This window comes from Flavobacterium fructosi, from assembly GCF_042787335.1.
In the GTDB taxonomy this organism is placed as follows: Bacteria; Bacteroidota; Bacteroidia; order Flavobacteriales; family Flavobacteriaceae; genus Flavobacterium; species Flavobacterium fructosi.
Genome location: NZ_JBHZQA010000002.1, coordinates 141,147 through 158,012 on the forward strand (window position 1 = coordinate 141,147; position 16,866 = coordinate 158,012).

Here is a 16,866-nt window from a genome sequence, read left to right on the forward strand (position 1 = left end):
TTATGTGTGGAATTGTTGGATATATCGGTTATAGAGAAGCTTACCCTATTGTTATAAAAGGGCTGAAGAGACTAGAATATAGAGGTTATGATAGTGCTGGTGTCATGCTTTATGATGGGGAGAACTTGAAAATTTCCAAAACTAAAGGTAAAGTTGTAGACTTAGAGGAGCGAGCATCGAAAGAAATTTCTATTAATGGGACTATAGGAATGGGACATACCCGTTGGGCTACACATGGTGTGCCAAACGATGTTAACTCTCATCCTCATCTTTCGAATTCGGGAAATTTGGCGATAATTCATAACGGAATTATCGAAAATTATGCACCGTTGAAGGTGGAATTGATGAAAAGAGGTTACATTTTTCATTCTGATACAGATACCGAAGTATTAGTAAATCTTATTGAAGAAGTACAAAAAAAAGAGAAGCTAAAATTAGGGAAAGCGGTACAGATTGCGTTGAATCAGGTGGTTGGTGCTTATGCAATTGCAGTTTTTGATAGAAATAATCCAGACGAAATTGTGGCTGCCCGTTTAGGAAGCCCGTTGGCAATTGGAGTTGGTGAAGGAGAATATTTTATTGCGTCTGACGCTTCACCATTTATAGAATATACGTCTAATGCTATCTACTTAGAAGATGGTGAAATGGCGATTATTAGATTGCACAAAGCCATGAAAGTGAGAAAAATTAAAGATGATTCCTTAGTTGATCCTTATATTCAAGAACTTCAAATGAATTTGGAGCAAATCGAAAAAGGGGGTTACGATCATTTTATGCTCAAGGAGATTTATGAGCAGCCAAGTGTAATTAAAGACACGTACCGTGGAAGGCTTCATGCGAATGAAGGAATTATAAAAATGTCTGGTGTAGAAGACAATTTGGAAAAATTCTTAAATGCAGACCGAATTATAATCGTGGCTTGTGGTACATCATGGCATGCGGGTTTAGTAGCTGAATATATATTTGAAGAATTTGCTCGAATTCCTGTAGAGGTAGAATATGCCTCTGAATTTAGATATAGAAATCCAATTATCAACAGTAAAGATGTTGTTATAGCGATATCTCAATCTGGTGAAACCGCTGATACCATGGCGGCTATAAAATTAGCCAAAGAGCATGGTGCATTTGTGTTTGGTGTTTGTAATGTAGTTGGATCTTCTATTTCAAGAGAAACGCATGCAGGAGCTTATACTCATGCTGGACCAGAAATTGGCGTTGCATCGACGAAAGCATTTACCACTCAAATTACGGTGTTAACGATGATGGCGCTGCGTTTAGCTAAGGCTAAAGGTACTTTGTCAAAAACGGATTTTCACAGGTATTTGCAGGAATTAGAAATTATTCCTGAAAAAGTGAAAGAAGCCTTAGAAACAAATGATAGAGCTAAGGAAATTGCGGCTACATTTAAAGATGCACCCAATTGTTTGTATTTAGGAAGAGGGTATAATTTTCCAGTGGCTTTAGAAGGAGCTTTAAAGCTTAAAGAAATATCCTATATTCACGCCGAGGGTTATCCAGCGGCAGAAATGAAGCATGGTCCAATTGCTTTGATAGACGAACATATGCCTGTTGTGGTAATTGCGCCAAAACAAGGGCATTATGATAAGATTGTTAGTAATATTCAGGAAATAAAATCCCGAAGCGGAAGAATAATAGCAATTGTTACGAAAGGGGATACGCAAGTTCGGGAATTAGCGGATTATGTGATTGAAATACCGGAAACTTCAGATGCTTTATCTCCGTTAATAACTACGATACCGTTGCAGCTTTTGTCTTATCATATTGCGGTTATGAGAGAGTGCAATGTTGATCAACCGCGTAACCTTGCGAAATCTGTTACGGTGGAATAGTACGCAGAATAATTTTTATAAAAGGCCTCGAAAGATATTTTTTTGAGGCCTTTTTTTTGTAGTCTGTGCAGGTAGGATTTGCATTTTTTTTTGGTTTTATTAACTTTTATCAAATATCCAAAAATTCAGAAAATTTCTAAGATTAATGCAGTTATTATATGCATGCATAGTGTAATTCTATTATTTATACTTAATTTTTAACAAAAAATAAAATCAAAAAAATACAGAATAATTTTAATTGAGGTAAAATCACTGATAATTATGAAATTTTTAACGTCATTTTTTATTAATATTAAAAATATTTGTACTTTGGCAGCATAAATCATAAAATTTTAACCAAATGAGAGTGTATTTACTTTTTTTGTCATTGTTTTTTTGCAGCTTAACATTCGCTCAAAATACAATTTCAGGTATTGTTACTGATAGTAGCAATCAGCCTATTCCTGGAGCTAACATTAAAATTGTTGGTGAAACCTCCGGTACTGTTTCTGGGATGGATGGTTCATTTACTTTGCAATCAGCAAAAAAACCACCTTATGTGATTAATGTTAGTAGTGTGGGGTTTGGAACACAAAAAGTAACGGTTTCATCCACTAATCAAAAAGTGGCAGTTAAACTTGCTGACGAAGAAACAAAATTGAATGAGATAGTCGTTTCTGCTTCAAGAACTCCAGAAAGAGTGTTAGAATCTCCCGTAACAATTGAAAGAATGGGTATTTCTGACATAAAAAAATCGGCATCTGCAACTTTTTATGATGGTTTGGAAAACATGAAAGAAGTGCAAATGAACACAAGTAGTTTGTCTTTTAAATCAATAAATACTCGTGGTTTTGCTACAGTAGCTAATACACGTTTTATGCAATTGGTAGATGGAATGGATAATTCATCACCATTATTGAATTTTGTATTAGGAAATATGATTGGTGTTTCTGAAATTGATGTTCAAAGTGTAGAGTTATTGCCAGGAGCTTCTTCTGCTTTATATGGTGCAAATGCTTTTAACGGTATTTTATTTATGAATAGTAAAAGTCCATTTACAAGTCAGGGAATTACTGCTTATGCAAAATTTGGACAGACGAGTCAAGAAGCTGCAGGATCAAATGACTATATTGACTATGGCATTAGAATGGCACATGTTTTCAGCTCAAAATTAGCAGGAAAAGTTAACTTCACTTATATGCGTGGAACAGATTGGTATGCTACAAACTATGATGACAAGACTCGTCCAGGTATTGATAGAAGTAATGTGAATTATGATGGAATAAATGTTTATGGTGACGAGGTTTCCACGAATATAAAGGGAGTTGGTCAATCATTAGCCTCTTTGGGTTTGATTTCTCAAGCGGCCGTAAACTTACTTCCAAATTATAACGTAAGTAGAACTGGTTACAATGAAGTTGATTTAACGAATAACAAGGCTAGTAACACTAAAATAGACTTTTCACTTCATTACAGACCTTTTGGAAATGAAAAGTTAGAAGTTATTTGGCAAAGTAAATTTGGTTTTGGAAATGCTGTATATCAAGGAGCCAATAGATATTACTTGAATGACTTTTTTATGCAACAGCATAAATTAGAGTTCAAAGGGAAAAACTTTTTCGTAAGAGGGTATACGACTAATGAGGATGGTGGGAAATCATATGATATGCTTTTTACGGGTATTAACGTAAATAGAAAATGGAAAGATGACAAGACATGGTTTGGTCAGTATGCTGGAGCCTACATTCAATCTACATTAGCAGGAATGACGCCTGAAAATGCACACATAATTGCAAGAAATACTGCTGATACAGGAAGATTGCTTCCAGGTACCCCAGAATTTAAAGCTGCTTTTAATAATGTTATTGCTGATCCAAGTGTGCTCTCGGGTTCAAAATTGGTTGATAATTCAAGAATCTATCATTCAGATGCTAATTATAATTTTAAAGACATTATAAAATTTGCAGAAATTCAGGTTGGAGGATCTTTTAGATTGTATGAATTAAATTCTCATGGCCGAATTTATACTGATGCAAACGGACCAATTAATTACACGGAATATGGTTTTTATACTCAGTTAACAAAAAAGTTAATGGAAGAAAGATTAAAATTTACTGGATCTGTTCGTTATGATAAATCAAAAAATTTCGATGGAAATTTTTCTCCAAGAGTATCTTTAGTGTATTCAGGCGGGGAAAGAAAGAATCACAACTTTAGAGCTTCTTTTCAGACAGGTTTTAGAAACCCATCAACCCAAGATCAATACATCGGGTTTAATGTCGGAAGTGCTTTGCTTCTCGGCTCGGCTCCTGATAACCTAACAAGATATAGCGAAGTTTGGCCTGTTTCAACTGCAGTTGGTCAAGCTTTAGCCGGAGGAACAACAGTTGTTTTAACGGGTTTAAACGCTTACAATAACTCTTATACCGCTTCCTCAGTAGCTGTTTTTAGTGCTCTCGCGGCGAGTAATCCTATTGCGGCTTCCGCATTATTAAGAAAAACAAACGTTAATTATGTAAAACCTGAACAAGTTAAAGCATTTGAGTTGGGATATAGATCATTCATAAAAGATGTATCAGTTGATATCAATGGATATTATAATATTTATAATGATTTTATTGGAAATTTAAATGTTGTGGCACCTTTATATGGTACTACGCAAGATTCTCCAAATCCTCTTGCAGGACCAACGAATTCAGGTGCTCAAACGTTACATGCACTTCAAAATGGTAATTATAGAGTGTATCAGTTGTATACTAATACTAATGTAGAAATCAAATCTCTTGGATTTGGTCTTGGACTGTCTAAAAAAGTATATAAAGACTTCGAATTTGGAGTTAACTATAATTATGCTGAATTTAAATTTGACCAAGCTAAAGATCCGAGTTTTGAAGCAGGTTTTAACACACCAAAACATAAGTTGAAAGCTTCATTTGGAAACGAAAAGTTATTTAAAAATTTTGGATTTAACGTAAGTGGACGATGGAATAGCGAATATTTATGGCAATCTACAATGGTAGATGGGATGATTAGCGCGGCTACCGTGGTTGATGCTCAAATCAATTACAACATGCCAAAATTAAAATCAACACTTAAACTAGGAGCTTCTAATATTGGAGGGAAAGAATACAGTCAAGTATTAGGTGCTGGATTGATAGGTCATCAATATTTTGCTTCTTGGACAATTAATCCATAATTGAATCCATAATTTTAAAAAAAATACAACCATGATAAAAAATTTAAAATGGCTACTATTGGTATCGTTAACCTTTGTGGCATGTAATAACGACGATGAAAATTCGACGGTTGAAGTTCCAGTGACATCGGGTACTGCAAGTTTTACAAAATATGTTGCATTGGGAGATTCATTCGCGGCGGGATATAGTGATGGGGCTCTTTTCAAAAAAGGACAAGAAGGTTCTTATGTGAATATTTTAGCTCAACAATTTGTCACTGCCGGAGGGGGCGATTTTAAAACGCCTTTCACATCAGATAATTTAGGCGGATTGTTATTGGGAGGAAACGTGATTGCAGGTACTCGTTTGTACTTTAAATTAAGTACTTCTTCTCCAACACCAGTTGCAGGAGTTCCGACTACTGAAGTAACTACAAAAATTACGGGGCCATATAATAATTTAGGAGTTCCCGGAGCAAAAAGTTATCATCTTATAGCGCCTGGTTATGGAAATGTTGCTGGAGTAGCTACAGGTGCTGCAAATCCTTATTTTGCAAGATTTGCAACTACATCGGGAACAACAGTTTTGGCAGATGCTTTAGTTCAGGCTCCTACTTTCTTTTCTTTGTGGATAGGTGGGAATGATGTTTTGGGTTATGCTACTTCTGGAGGTATTGGTGTAAACCAAACGGGTAATTTAAATCCTGCTACTTACGGAGGTAATGACATAACTGACCCTAATGTTTTTGCAAGTGTTTATTCAGGATTAGTTTCGAAATTAACGGCGAATGGAGCAAAAGGAGTGGTCGCCAACCTTCCTTATGTAAGTACACTTCCTTATTTTACAACGGTACCTTATAACCCGGTTCCGTTAACAGCGGGGGTGGCTACTCAATTAAATGGTGGTTATGCTGCTTATAATGGAGGATTGCAGTTTGCTGTTTTAAAGGGATTGATTACGGCTGATGAAGCGACGAAGAGAACAGTAAAATTTGCTGCGGGAAGTAATGCGGTTGTTATTGTTGATAGTTATTTAACAAACTTATCAGCGTATGGTATCCCTTCTTATAGACAAGCCACTGCTGAGGACTTGCCTGTTTTAACGTCAAGAACTTTTATAGGAACTCTAGTGGGTGGGAATGCTGCTGCTGTTAACGGGGTTTCTGTTCCTTTAGCGGATCAATGGATATTAACGAAAGATGAGATTGCGGAAGTTAAAGTTGCTACAGATGCTTATAACGTTACTATAAAAGCAATTGCAGATGCTAAAGGTCTGGCTTTTGTTGATACTAAAGCTATTATGACTCAATTGTCAACTGGAGGTGTTGTTAGTAATAGTTTCACACTTACTTCGGCTTATGTGACCGGTGGAGCATTTTCGCTTGATGGTGTTCATCCAGGGCCGAGAGGTTACGCATTAATAACAAATGCATTTATGGCTGCAATTAATGCTAAATACTCTTCAACTTTAAAACCGGTTGATTTGAGTCTTTATCCAATATTGTATCCCGCAGTTATTCAATAAAATTGTTTTTAATTTTTGATAAAGAAACCACCCATTTTGTAATGAGGTGGTTTCTTATTTTAAGTGGGATAAATTTTTTTTGTTTGTTTTAGATCCTTTTTTAAATAATACTTTAATTTTTTCATGTTTTTTATAGAAAAAGGTATTGATTTTTTATTTTAAAAAATTATCTTTGCGCACTGAAAAAAGTGTCTAATCGATAAGTTTCGATTGGTTCTGTTTCATAAACCTAAATAGCTATTTAATAAATACATAAGTAATGTCTAAAGTAATAGGAAAAGTTGCCCAGATCATTGGCCCAGTAGTTGACGTTGTTTTCAACGGTAAGGATGTTGAACTTCCAAAAATTTATGATTCATTAGAAATCACAAAAAAAGATGGTACTTTATTAGTACTTGAAGTGCAATCTCACATTGGTGAAAACACAGTTCGTACCATTTCGATGGACTCAACAGATGGTTTGAGTAGGGGTTATGAAGTAGTTGGAACAGGAAATCCTATCCAAATGCCAATCGGCGCCGATGTTTACGGTCGTTTGTTCAACGTAATTGGAGATGCCATTGATGGTTTAGGAAACTTGCCAAAAACAGGTGAAAACGGAATGTCTATTCACAGACAAGCACCTAAATTTGAAGATTTATCGACCTCTTCTGAGGTTTTGTTCACAGGTATTAAAGTAATTGATTTAATTGAGCCTTACTCAAAAGGGGGTAAAATTGGATTGTTTGGTGGTGCAGGTGTTGGTAAAACAGTATTGATTCAGGAGTTGATTAATAATATTGCAAAAGGTCACGGTGGACTTTCCGTATTCGCAGGAGTAGGAGAAAGAACACGTGAAGGAAATGACTTACTTCGTGAGATGTTAGAGTCAGGAATTATAAAATACGGGGATGAATTCATGCACTCTATGGAAAATGGAGGATGGGATTTATCTAAAGTAGATATGATAGGAATGAGAGAGTCTAAAGCTACTTTCGTTTTCGGTCAAATGAATGAGCCGCCAGGAGCTCGTGCTCGTGTAGCACTTTCTGGATTATCTATCGCTGAATATTTCCGTGATGGAGCAGGTACTGATCAAGGGAAAGACGTTTTGTTTTTCGTTGACAATATTTTCCGTTTTACACAAGCAGGTTCTGAGGTTTCAGCACTTTTAGGTCGTATGCCATCTGCGGTAGGGTACCAACCAACATTGGCTACTGAAATGGGTGCGATGCAAGAGCGTATTACATCAACAAACAAAGGTTCTATTACATCTGTACAAGCGGTTTACGTTCCTGCGGATGATTTAACAGATCCAGCTCCGGCTACAACTTTTGCTCACCTTGATGCTACTACTGTATTATCTCGTAAAATTGCTGAGTTAGGTATTTATCCTGCGGTTGATCCATTGGATTCAACTTCAAGAATTCTTACTCCTCAAATTTTAGGGGATGAGCATTATGACTGTGCTCAGAGAGTAAAGGAAATTTTACAAAAATACAAACAATTACAAGATATCATCGCGATCCTTGGTATGGAAGAATTATCAGAAGAGGATAAATTAGCCGTTTCAAGAGCGCGTCGTGTGCAACGTTTCTTATCTCAACCTTTCCACGTTGCTGAGCAATTTACAGGATTAAAAGGGGTTTTAGTTGATATCAAAGATACTATCAAAGGATTTAATATGATTATTGACGGTGAATTAGATCACTTGCCAGAATCCGCTTTTAACCTTAAAGGTACTATTGAAGAAGCTATCGAAGCAGGAGAAAAAATGTTAGCGGAAGCTTAAAATTAGTTTAAAAGTTTAAAGTTTAAGGTTCACTCGTAACTTTAAACTTTTAAACTTTAAACTTTAAACTAAAAAGAAATATGTTATTAGAAATAGTATCACCAGAAGCAAAATTATTTTCGGGAGAAGTAACTTCGGTTACATTGCCAGGAATTGACGGAAGTTTTCAAATATTGAATCATCACGCTCCTATTGTTTCTATATTAGGGAAAGGAGTTGTTAAAATTGCAGCTTCAAGCTTCCATTTTACTAAAGATGTAGTGAGTAAGTTTACTAAAATAGATGATCAAAATTACACGCTTGCTATTGTTTCAGGAACAATTGAAATGAAAGACAACAAAGTTATTGTTTTAGCAGACTAAAATAATTTCTATTTATAAAATTAAAACCTCGCAATTTGTGAGGTTTTTTTATTTCCAATTCTTAAGCATAATATTCCAATTAATACCATCTTCTTCATAAGTGTCTATTGTTTTGAAACCAATGGATTCGTGTGCATTCATAGAGCGTTGATTTATTGCTGCAACTTCTGTAATTAAAAAATCGAATTCATGTTGAAGCTTGGTTCTGTAAAAATCATATAATCCGCGAAATATTCATTGTTTTCTATAGTTTTTATCGACACAAACTTGGCCCATTACAATATCCGACTTGTTAGGTGGTCATAAAGCGTCTATTCTTTCAAACATTGGAATTAGAACTTGAATTTCATTTCTAAAATTGGAGAGCATCACCAATGTAAAACCCACAACTTTTTTCCCTTCCTTTGCAATAATATGCGCGCAAGCGGTATTCATTTGTTCTAAAAAAGCTGCGGTATGTTGTACCGTTACAAATCCCTCTTTTAGTTTTTCTTCAGAACTTATATTTTGGCTGCTATTGTTTAGTTGAAGTTCTCTAATTTGTTCCAGTTCGTCTAGAGTTGATGCTCTTTTATAAAGTATAAGTGCCATTTGATTTTATCGATCACGGTTGAATTAACAGCATTTTGCTGTCTAGGTAGTACTAAAATCTAAGAATCTTTGATTATCCGAAATGAATTTAGATTTTATTCTTCACTTTATTTCAAATTCATTTCTGTATAATATTTTTCATTGTATTTTCCGGAAACTACAAGTGCTCCTGAAATCAAAACTATATTTTTTATAATGTACTGTCCTATTAAAGTTGGACATAATGGAAAGGAGTCGAAACAAATTGTTTTTAAAATAAAAATCGGAAAAAGTGTAACTGTCATATGAAGTAATAACAGCAGAATTGTGTAAGGGATGAATTTTTTTATTAGCAAGCCAAGTCCAATAAATACTTCACAGATTCCAAGAATGGGGATAAATATTTCTGGTCGAAACCAATAAACGGTTTGCTCTACCAATTCACCTGCAGGACTCATCCCAAAAATTTTCAAAGCACCAAACCAGATGTAAACTATTGCGAGCGAAATTCGCATTACATTGATACTTTCTTTTTCCATTTTTTTACTAAATTTAAAATATAGGAAGTTGAATGTTGGTTTCATAATGGAATTTTTGAAGGTGGTAGTAGCGTTCGCTTTGTGTTTTGCAAGATTAGAAAAAGCGGTTATTATATTGATATGTTCAATGGCTAATAGATAGAAGGTCTAACAGATTTCCAACGTCTGCGAAGCTGTAATTGATAAACTGAAATATTAAAACAAAGTATCTACTTAATTATTTGAATTATTCTGCGCCATCAACAGCAGCTCTTGCAATGGCAAAACCACCTACTTTTTCGCCTAATTCAAGTCCTTTTTCGCAGTCACTTCTGTAATGAATACAGCCGAACATTCGAGAATCTGATGCTTCTTTTGCCATATTTATAAAACTTTTTGCTTTTGCAGGAATGATATGCGATAAAACTGCACATGCAGCGCCGCTAAATGTTGAGTGCCCAGACACATAGGAAGGAAAATTAGGGGTTCCTGTCAATGTTTTTATAGAAGGGTCCATTTGGGATGGTCGTGGGTTAAAGTAAGTGTATTTTGCGTCCCAACAGCTAATGGCAGCATCCATCATGGCAATATTTAATAATGCCATATTTCTAGCCCAACGCACTTCACTATAATCTTGTTCTACAAATGATTCAGCTGCAATAGCATTCCAGTGTCCAGGTGGTGTGTAAGTTCCAACACCGTCAGCCCAAAAAGTAACAATTTCCATGTTTTTTCTAGTTGCATTCTTTTCATAGCTTTTTACTTCAGCCAGTTCTTTGGCAAATTGTTCTGATTTTGTAGATGGTGGTGGTACGGGGCGGTTGGCTACAACCATTTCAGGAGTCATTAAGAACGACTTTACTTTGCCAAATAACGGCAACATTGGTGGTCTTGCCGGTAAATCCAAAGACTTCCAAGGTGTTTCGCCGGCATCCGCTGTTTGTGTTTCCAATTGAGTCCAAAGAGCCTGGTTTCCAATGGCAACTCCAGCGCCATCAGTACTCGCTCGTGCAATAAATTTGGCTGCAATTTTTCTTCCTAAAATGATCCCAGCATCTAGATCACTTCGAACATTGGCACCGCTAATAATGCGATAGAGTTTTTGTTCTTCCGCTTTTCCCTCTATGTAGGCGATTTCAGTTGGGAATAATAATTTTAATAATTCAACTGTAACTCCAGATAATACACCATCTTCAGATGGATAGGAAGGCATAGGACTTTTTGGGATTAAAACTTGTAAAGTGGCATCCACGGTAAAAGGTGCTGCTCTGTTGTATAATTTTTTATAATACCAAGTGGCAACCATAGCATCATATTGCGCTGCACTGACATAGGCATACGCTCTGGCAGCATAAGGCGGATTTGAAAATGGAAATTGTGGATTTGCAAATGGATTAGCTGCCGAAGGTGCTGGGTAAGTACCATCTTCATTTTGATAAGGAGGGCGGTTGTGTCTGGCCACTAATGTTCGCATGATTTCATTCCAGCGCAATACACCGCCAGCACTCCAATATTTTATTATTCTTTTTTGATCTTCCGATATGTTGACCTGGTAACTTTTTATTTCATTAATTTCTCTTGTGAATGCCGACGTATTTGCTGCAATGGGAATATCTAGTGCGAATTCGTTTGGAGTTGTCAATAAAAATGTTTTCCAAGTGCCAGCCAAATCGTCAGTATTTGTTGGGTTCAAGGCATGAAATTGCGCGTTTCGTTCTGCAATATCATCACTACAAGAATACGTACAGACAAGAAATAAAGTAAGAAGAGTGGAAGAGGCTATTTTTTGTATTTTAGTTTTCATCTTGTTCGCTTGTTTTTTTAATATTAACCACATAAAATAAACCACCATAAAAGGTGTCAGATTTTCCAACGTTTTTCCCCTGAACTATATAGTTAAAACCTCCTACAAGAGATAAGGCGGGTATTTTTTTTAATGTATATTTAGAATTAATACCATATTTTAGGGCATTCATTGTATTGCTCGGAAAAGGCATGTTGTTTTTTGTAATGTCAAATCCTCCGGATTGCGTTACCCAATTGTCTATAATGAATTCTGCGATCAATCTACTAGATCGAAAACCCGCTCTAAAATTTACTGAAATAGCATCTGGCATATCGACTTTATTTGTATAATGAATTTCGTCAGTGAGATAGGCGTTTCTATCGATGGTTATGTTGGCTCTTTTTACATACGCGCCAGATAAGGTTGAGAAGAAGTTTCCAAGCTGAAAATCCCCCATCAATCGTAAAGCTGCTGTTTTACTTTGTAAGCCAATACTTAACGGTAAATAATCAGCGGAGTAATTGGATGTCGGTGTCGCAAAACTTCCCAAAGCATATAAGGAATACGTAGCCTTTCCAATTGTTTTTTCTACGGGCATATATTTTATCGTTAAAGATAAATCCTGCAATCCTTTTTGTCCGCCCATGGTACCAGCAGAAGCTTTTGTTTCTACATAAGGAACGCTAAAAAGAATATTTAATTTATCTGAAATACCGTAGTTTCCCATGATGGCAGCGGATTTGGTTGATACTGTTCCCAGGTTTAAGTTCTCTCTTTTGAAGGTTCCCTCCCAGTACTCATTCCAACTGCTGTAATGGTAAACCGCCCCAAAGCAAAAATTATTTTTGCTCATCATAATACCATCAATCTCGGTTTGCGCAAGTATAAATAAAGGTGCCAACAGTAAGCAACTCAAGTAAAAATTTTTCATTTAATAAAATGGTTTAATTATAGAATGTAACAAGTGATCTTTAAGTATTATTTTTTATTTAATGCTTCATAGTCACTTTCATTTTTTTATTTAAATTGAAGCGATAAGAATAGCCTACATTAATTGAATAATCTGCAAATGCGGCGTCACCTTGGACGTGTACGTATTTTGTCGGATCTGTAATTACAGAATTTTGTAAATCTTGACTAGCGATATCTGCTGCACTTTGAATTCGGTTTTTAACAACATTGTAAGGAATGTATAAACTCAAGCCATGATTTCCTATTCGATACGAAAAACCATATTCAACAGCAATTACATAGCCAGGGCGACGATAAGCTACTTGACTACCAAAGGCATCGTAAGCAGGAATTCCTTCAAATCTTCCAGCAAGGGATACGGTGAAGTTTTCTTTTTTGTCCACGACAGCCATAAATCCTGCACGACCAAAATATTGATCAGGACTAGCGTAAATTTCATATCCTTCCAATCCTGCTTTTGGTGCTGATTTAAAGGTGCCGTTTGACTGTCTTGGGTTAAATAAATAATATCCATTTGCAAAACCATAAAGTCGTCCTGTTAGTTGTCGGAATGCTTGAAGTTCTATTGAATAACCAACTCCTCCGTCACCAGGTTGAATAGCTTGGTCCATTACAACGCTTTTAGTGGTTCCATCCGCTTGTGGCGCATCATCTTTTTTGTCATGACTTCCTGTATTCAGTTTTACTCCTAAACCTACCATAAGGTTTCCTTTTTTCGCTGTTTTAGGATCAAAGACCCAGTAGTTAAGACTCAATCGAGCGTCAGCAATTCCTTGCGCGTAAACACTATATCGGAAAGTATTTTTTACTGGTGCTGTTTGTTTTAATACTTGGGAACGCTCGTTGTTTACATAAGGTAATGTTGCATTCAACTGTATACGGTCAGTTAATCCGTAAGAAATATTTAAGTCTACTGCGTGAGAGTAGATATTAACGGCATTACCACGTTCTTTTCCGTTTTCATCAAAACCACCACCCGTAGTTTGGCGCTGTGGTTGCTCTTCTTTTCCTACAAAGTGTCTCCAGGAATGAAAATAACGATAATTTGCTCCTACCTGAAATTCCCCTTGGTCTAAATTATAAGAGTTGGAAGAGTTCATGGTTTGACCTCCCATTTGGCGTACTGCGACACAGCCTTGAGCAACTATGTTTTCTGAATGCATGGCGATGAAAAGAATTGTAACAAAAGTAAAGGAGGAAGATAAAAAGGATAAAGTTTTCAAAATTTGGTTTGTTTAGTAAGTAAATTGCATTGTAATAGCAACTTTGTTCATTATTGGAAAGGTTTGTATACAAAAAATAAAAATTTTTTTTGGTTTTATTGTTAAGAAAACAAGATGATTTAATGGCTTTTGCCAAAATTTAATCATGGGCGTACAAGGCAAATGGAGGATTCAAAGATCTTTTTGAATTCTAAATTTTTATGCAAATTGATCGAAGTCGTCATTCAGAAATGATAACTATATTTCTAAAAAATAGTAAAAAATATTTATTTTTCCTCCCCTAAAAATAGGGATTAGAAACTCAAAATAAAATTTTATGTTTCCTCAAAGTTGAAAAATAGCAATAAGTTTTTTAGAATAAGAGTGCGTCTTGACTGATAAATAATCACGAATGATCATAAATTTGCATATACCTCATGGATGCGAATTATTTCGCTTAAACAATAAGAGATGTTAAGTGACGTCCGGCGGTGTGTACGACAAGGAAAGGTATCCGGAATCTAACTCTTTATTTGGGTTAATAATTGGTTCACGAGAATTAGAACCAGTTTTAGCCGAAAAATCGATACAAATAGTATTGTTTGGTATATAATCCGGCAAAGAAGTTTTGAGAATTTTTTTTGCCGGTGATTCTTTTGAAGGGGTACTGTTGAATAATTGATTGTCAACAATTTCGTTTAAATCTTTACCGATTACATCGCCATAAGAATTACGTAAGTAGTATAAGCTAATTATATTATTTTGAATTCTTTTTTTAAAGATATGGTAACTTTTATTTTTAATTATTACATTTTCATTTACATATTCAAAATCAGTGTCTTCAATAAATGAATAAACAGAAGCATTTAATCGTATTACTTGAAACTCAGAACTTGGAATTTTTTCCATACTAGACACCCATGTCTGCTCTTTTTGGTAGGCAAACATCGTATAGTATCCTAAGACATTGTAAAACAATGTTGCTAGTAAGAAAAGTGACGCAATTCGTTTCATATTTGCCGAAAGTAGAAAACTATTTAATATCAAAACAGCCAAAATTGAAAAAATTTGTATTTTTTAACATAAATTTAACATAACGTAAAATCGAAACCGTTTTCGTAAAAATTTATCAATTTTATTTTGATTCCTATTTATTCAAACGTTAATTATTAAAGAATTGTATTTTAATAACAGTATTATACTGTTTTTTCAGCATTATAAAGATACGAGATAAGAGCGTATTTTTATAACGTGACAAACACTACTGATTCAAATTTATAAACCGAAAAAGATGCTTATTTTTGCACTATATGAGACAGCTTCCAGAAAATCTATCCGCCAGACTTGCAATCAGAAAACAGAATAAATCATTAAGAGAATTACCTTCTAGTGGTAACACAATTGATTTTACTTCTAATGATTACCTCGGATTGTCAAAATCTGAAACTGTTTTTCATGAAACGCATCAGTATTTAGTGGATAATAATAGCATTCAAAACGGAGCGACAGGTTCCAGATTATTATCCGGAAATCATAAACGGTATCCAGAAACCGAAAACTTCATAGCACAGTTTCATAAATCGGAATCGGCTTTGATTTTTAATTCAGGGTATGATGCTAATGTTGGTTTTTTCAGTTCGCTTCCGCAAAAAGGGGATTTGATTTTATATGATGAATTGTGTCATGCTTCTATTCGGGACGGAATTCAATTGTCGAATGCTAAAGCTTATAAATTTAATCATAATGATTTTGAGGATTTAGAACGATTAATTCTTCGAAATCAAAATGCAGTCATTTATATCGTTACGGAATCCGTTTTTTCAATGGACGGCGATACACCTAATCTTGAGGAATTAGTACAAGTATCGGAGAAATATAATTGCTATTTAGTTATTGATGAAGCGCATGCTTTGGGCGTTTTTGGTTCAAAAGGGGAGGGATTGGTGCAAATGCTAAATTTACAAGATCAGATTTTTGCTCGAATTATGACTTTTGGGAAAGGTTTGGGATGTCATGGCGCCGCTATTTTAGGATCTTCGGAATTGAGGGATTATTTAGTAAATTTTTCCCGAAGTTTTATTTATACGACGGGACTTTCGCCACATTCGGTTGTTACGATTTTAATGTGTTACCACTATTTAGAAAAAGAAAAACAAAATATAGAATTGCTTCGAGGAAATATCATTCATTTCAACCAAGAGAAGAACGTATTAGGATTAAAACAATTATTTGTTCGAAGCAAATCAGCCATTCAATCGGCTCTTATACCGGGAAACGAAAGGGTAAAATCCATAGCCAATCAATTACAGGAAAAAGGTTTCGATGTCAAAGCCATACTGTCGCCTACCGTTCCAGAAGGGCAGGAGCGATTGCGATTTTGTTTGCACAGCTTTAATTCAAAAGAAGAAATCTCCGAAGTATTACGATTGTTGAGTACTTTTGTATTTTAGTTCAAAAGAACCTGTCAGCGTTCAAAACGCAGAAAGGGTAAAATTATATTAAATGAAACTATTCATCACAGGAATATCTACCGATGTCGGTAAGACCATTGCTTCGGCAATTATAACAGAGGCTTTAGAAGCTGATTATTGGAAGCCCATACAAGCAGGTGATTTAGAAAACTCTGACAGTCATAAAGTCAAATTGTTTTTGTCTAATAAAAAGACGGTAATTCATCCCAATAGTTATGCTTTACATACGCCGGCAAGTCCACATTTTGCCGCTGAATTGGACAGCGTTACTATTGATTTGAAGAAAATTGTAGAACCTGTCACTAAAAATCATTTAGTAATCGAAGGTGCTGGAGGTGTTTTTGTTCCATTAAATTCAAATGATTGCGTTATTGATTTGATTCAGCCCGATTATAAAGTGATTGTTGTCTCCAGACATTATTTAGGAAGTATCAATCATACTTTGCTGACTATTGAAGCGTTGCAAAACCGAAAAATTACTATTTCTGGAATACTCTTCTCAGGCGAAGAAAATAAAGCTACCGAGACAATAATATTGAGTAAAACTGGAGTAAAATGCATTGGAAGAATAGAGCAGGAACCGTATTTCGACCAAAATATAATAAAAGAATATGCTGATTTGTTCCGAGAAAATTTATTGGAGTTGTAACTTCTAATTTTGAAATCTGAAATCGTTAATCAAAAA

Annotated in this window: 13 protein-coding genes; 7 read left to right on the plus strand and 6 right to left on the minus strand. The window is 35.2% G+C overall.

The window, feature by feature from the left end; genetic code table 11:
* The first annotated feature begins 2 nt into the window (after positions 1–2).
* The 5 genes from glmS (at position 3) to ACFX5D_RS03575 (ending at position 8,662) form a co-directional block, all read left to right on the plus strand.
* Positions 3–1,850, plus strand: a complete 1,848-nt coding sequence (gene glmS, locus ACFX5D_RS03555; protein ID WP_379856881.1) for a glutamine--fructose-6-phosphate transaminase (isomerizing) — start codon at positions 3–5, stop codon at positions 1,848–1,850.
* Positions 1,851–2,190: 340 nt separating this feature from the next.
* On the plus strand, positions 2,191–5,025 hold the full coding sequence (locus tag ACFX5D_RS03560) for a TonB-dependent receptor domain-containing protein (protein ID WP_379856882.1): 2,835 nt from the start codon (positions 2,191–2,193) through the stop codon (positions 5,023–5,025).
* A 31-nt stretch (positions 5,026–5,056) separates the two neighbouring features.
* The gene (locus ACFX5D_RS03565; RefSeq protein ID WP_379856883.1) at positions 5,057–6,529 is read left to right on the plus strand and encodes a G-D-S-L family lipolytic protein; all 1,473 of its coding nucleotides are present in this window, start codon (positions 5,057–5,059) and stop codon (positions 6,527–6,529) included.
* 259 nt (positions 6,530–6,788) lie between these two features.
* A complete protein-coding gene (atpD, locus tag ACFX5D_RS03570; protein WP_379856884.1) occupies positions 6,789–8,300 on the plus strand; it encodes a F0F1 ATP synthase subunit beta in 1,512 nt (503 codons plus the stop codon).
* 80 nt (positions 8,301–8,380) lie between these two features.
* Positions 8,381–8,662, plus strand: coding sequence for a FoF1 ATP synthase subunit delta/epsilon (locus ACFX5D_RS03575; RefSeq protein ID WP_379856885.1), 282 nt, complete (start codon positions 8,381–8,383; stop codon positions 8,660–8,662).
* A 300-nt stretch (positions 8,663–8,962) separates the two neighbouring features.
* On the opposite strand, the gene ACFX5D_RS03580 is transcribed toward ACFX5D_RS03575, so the two are convergent.
* From ACFX5D_RS03580 to ACFX5D_RS03605, 6 genes are all read right to left on the minus strand, one after another.
* Positions 8,963–9,253, minus strand: a complete 291-nt coding sequence (locus ACFX5D_RS03580) for a hypothetical protein (RefSeq protein WP_379856886.1) — start codon at positions 9,251–9,253, stop codon at positions 8,963–8,965.
* 107 nt (positions 9,254–9,360) lie between these two features.
* Positions 9,361–9,816 carry a DoxX family membrane protein gene (locus ACFX5D_RS03585; RefSeq protein ID WP_379856887.1) on the minus strand — a complete coding sequence of 152 codons (456 nt, stop codon included), beginning with the start codon at positions 9,814–9,816 and terminating at the stop codon, positions 9,361–9,363.
* Between the two features lie 181 nt (positions 9,817–9,997).
* On the minus strand, positions 9,998–11,554 hold the full coding sequence (locus tag ACFX5D_RS03590) for a vanadium-dependent haloperoxidase (RefSeq protein ID WP_379856888.1): 1,557 nt from the start codon (positions 11,552–11,554) through the stop codon (positions 9,998–10,000).
* Positions 11,544–12,467: a hypothetical protein gene (locus ACFX5D_RS03595; protein WP_379856889.1), complete on the minus strand. Its 924-nt coding sequence runs from the start codon at positions 12,465–12,467 to the stop codon at positions 11,544–11,546. Before ACFX5D_RS03595 ends, ACFX5D_RS03590 begins: the two co-directional genes overlap by 11 nt.
* Positions 12,468–12,525: 58 nt before the next feature.
* The gene (locus tag ACFX5D_RS03600; protein WP_379856890.1) at positions 12,526–13,731 is read right to left on the minus strand and encodes a hypothetical protein; all 1,206 of its coding nucleotides are present in this window, start codon (positions 13,729–13,731) and stop codon (positions 12,526–12,528) included.
* 453 nt (positions 13,732–14,184) lie between these two features.
* Positions 14,185–14,724: a hypothetical protein gene (locus tag ACFX5D_RS03605; protein WP_379856891.1), complete on the minus strand. Its 540-nt coding sequence runs from the start codon at positions 14,722–14,724 to the stop codon at positions 14,185–14,187.
* Positions 14,725–15,020: 296 nt separating this feature from the next.
* Here ACFX5D_RS03605 and ACFX5D_RS03610 point away from each other — a divergent pair, with 296 nt between their 5' ends.
* Positions 15,021–16,160, plus strand: coding sequence for an aminotransferase class I/II-fold pyridoxal phosphate-dependent enzyme (locus tag ACFX5D_RS03610; RefSeq protein WP_379856892.1), 1,140 nt, complete (start codon positions 15,021–15,023; stop codon positions 16,158–16,160).
* 52 nt (positions 16,161–16,212) lie between these two features.
* A complete protein-coding gene (gene bioD, locus ACFX5D_RS03615; protein WP_379856893.1) occupies positions 16,213–16,830 on the plus strand; it encodes a dethiobiotin synthase in 618 nt (205 codons plus the stop codon).
* The last annotated feature ends 36 nt before the right edge of the window (positions 16,831–16,866 follow it).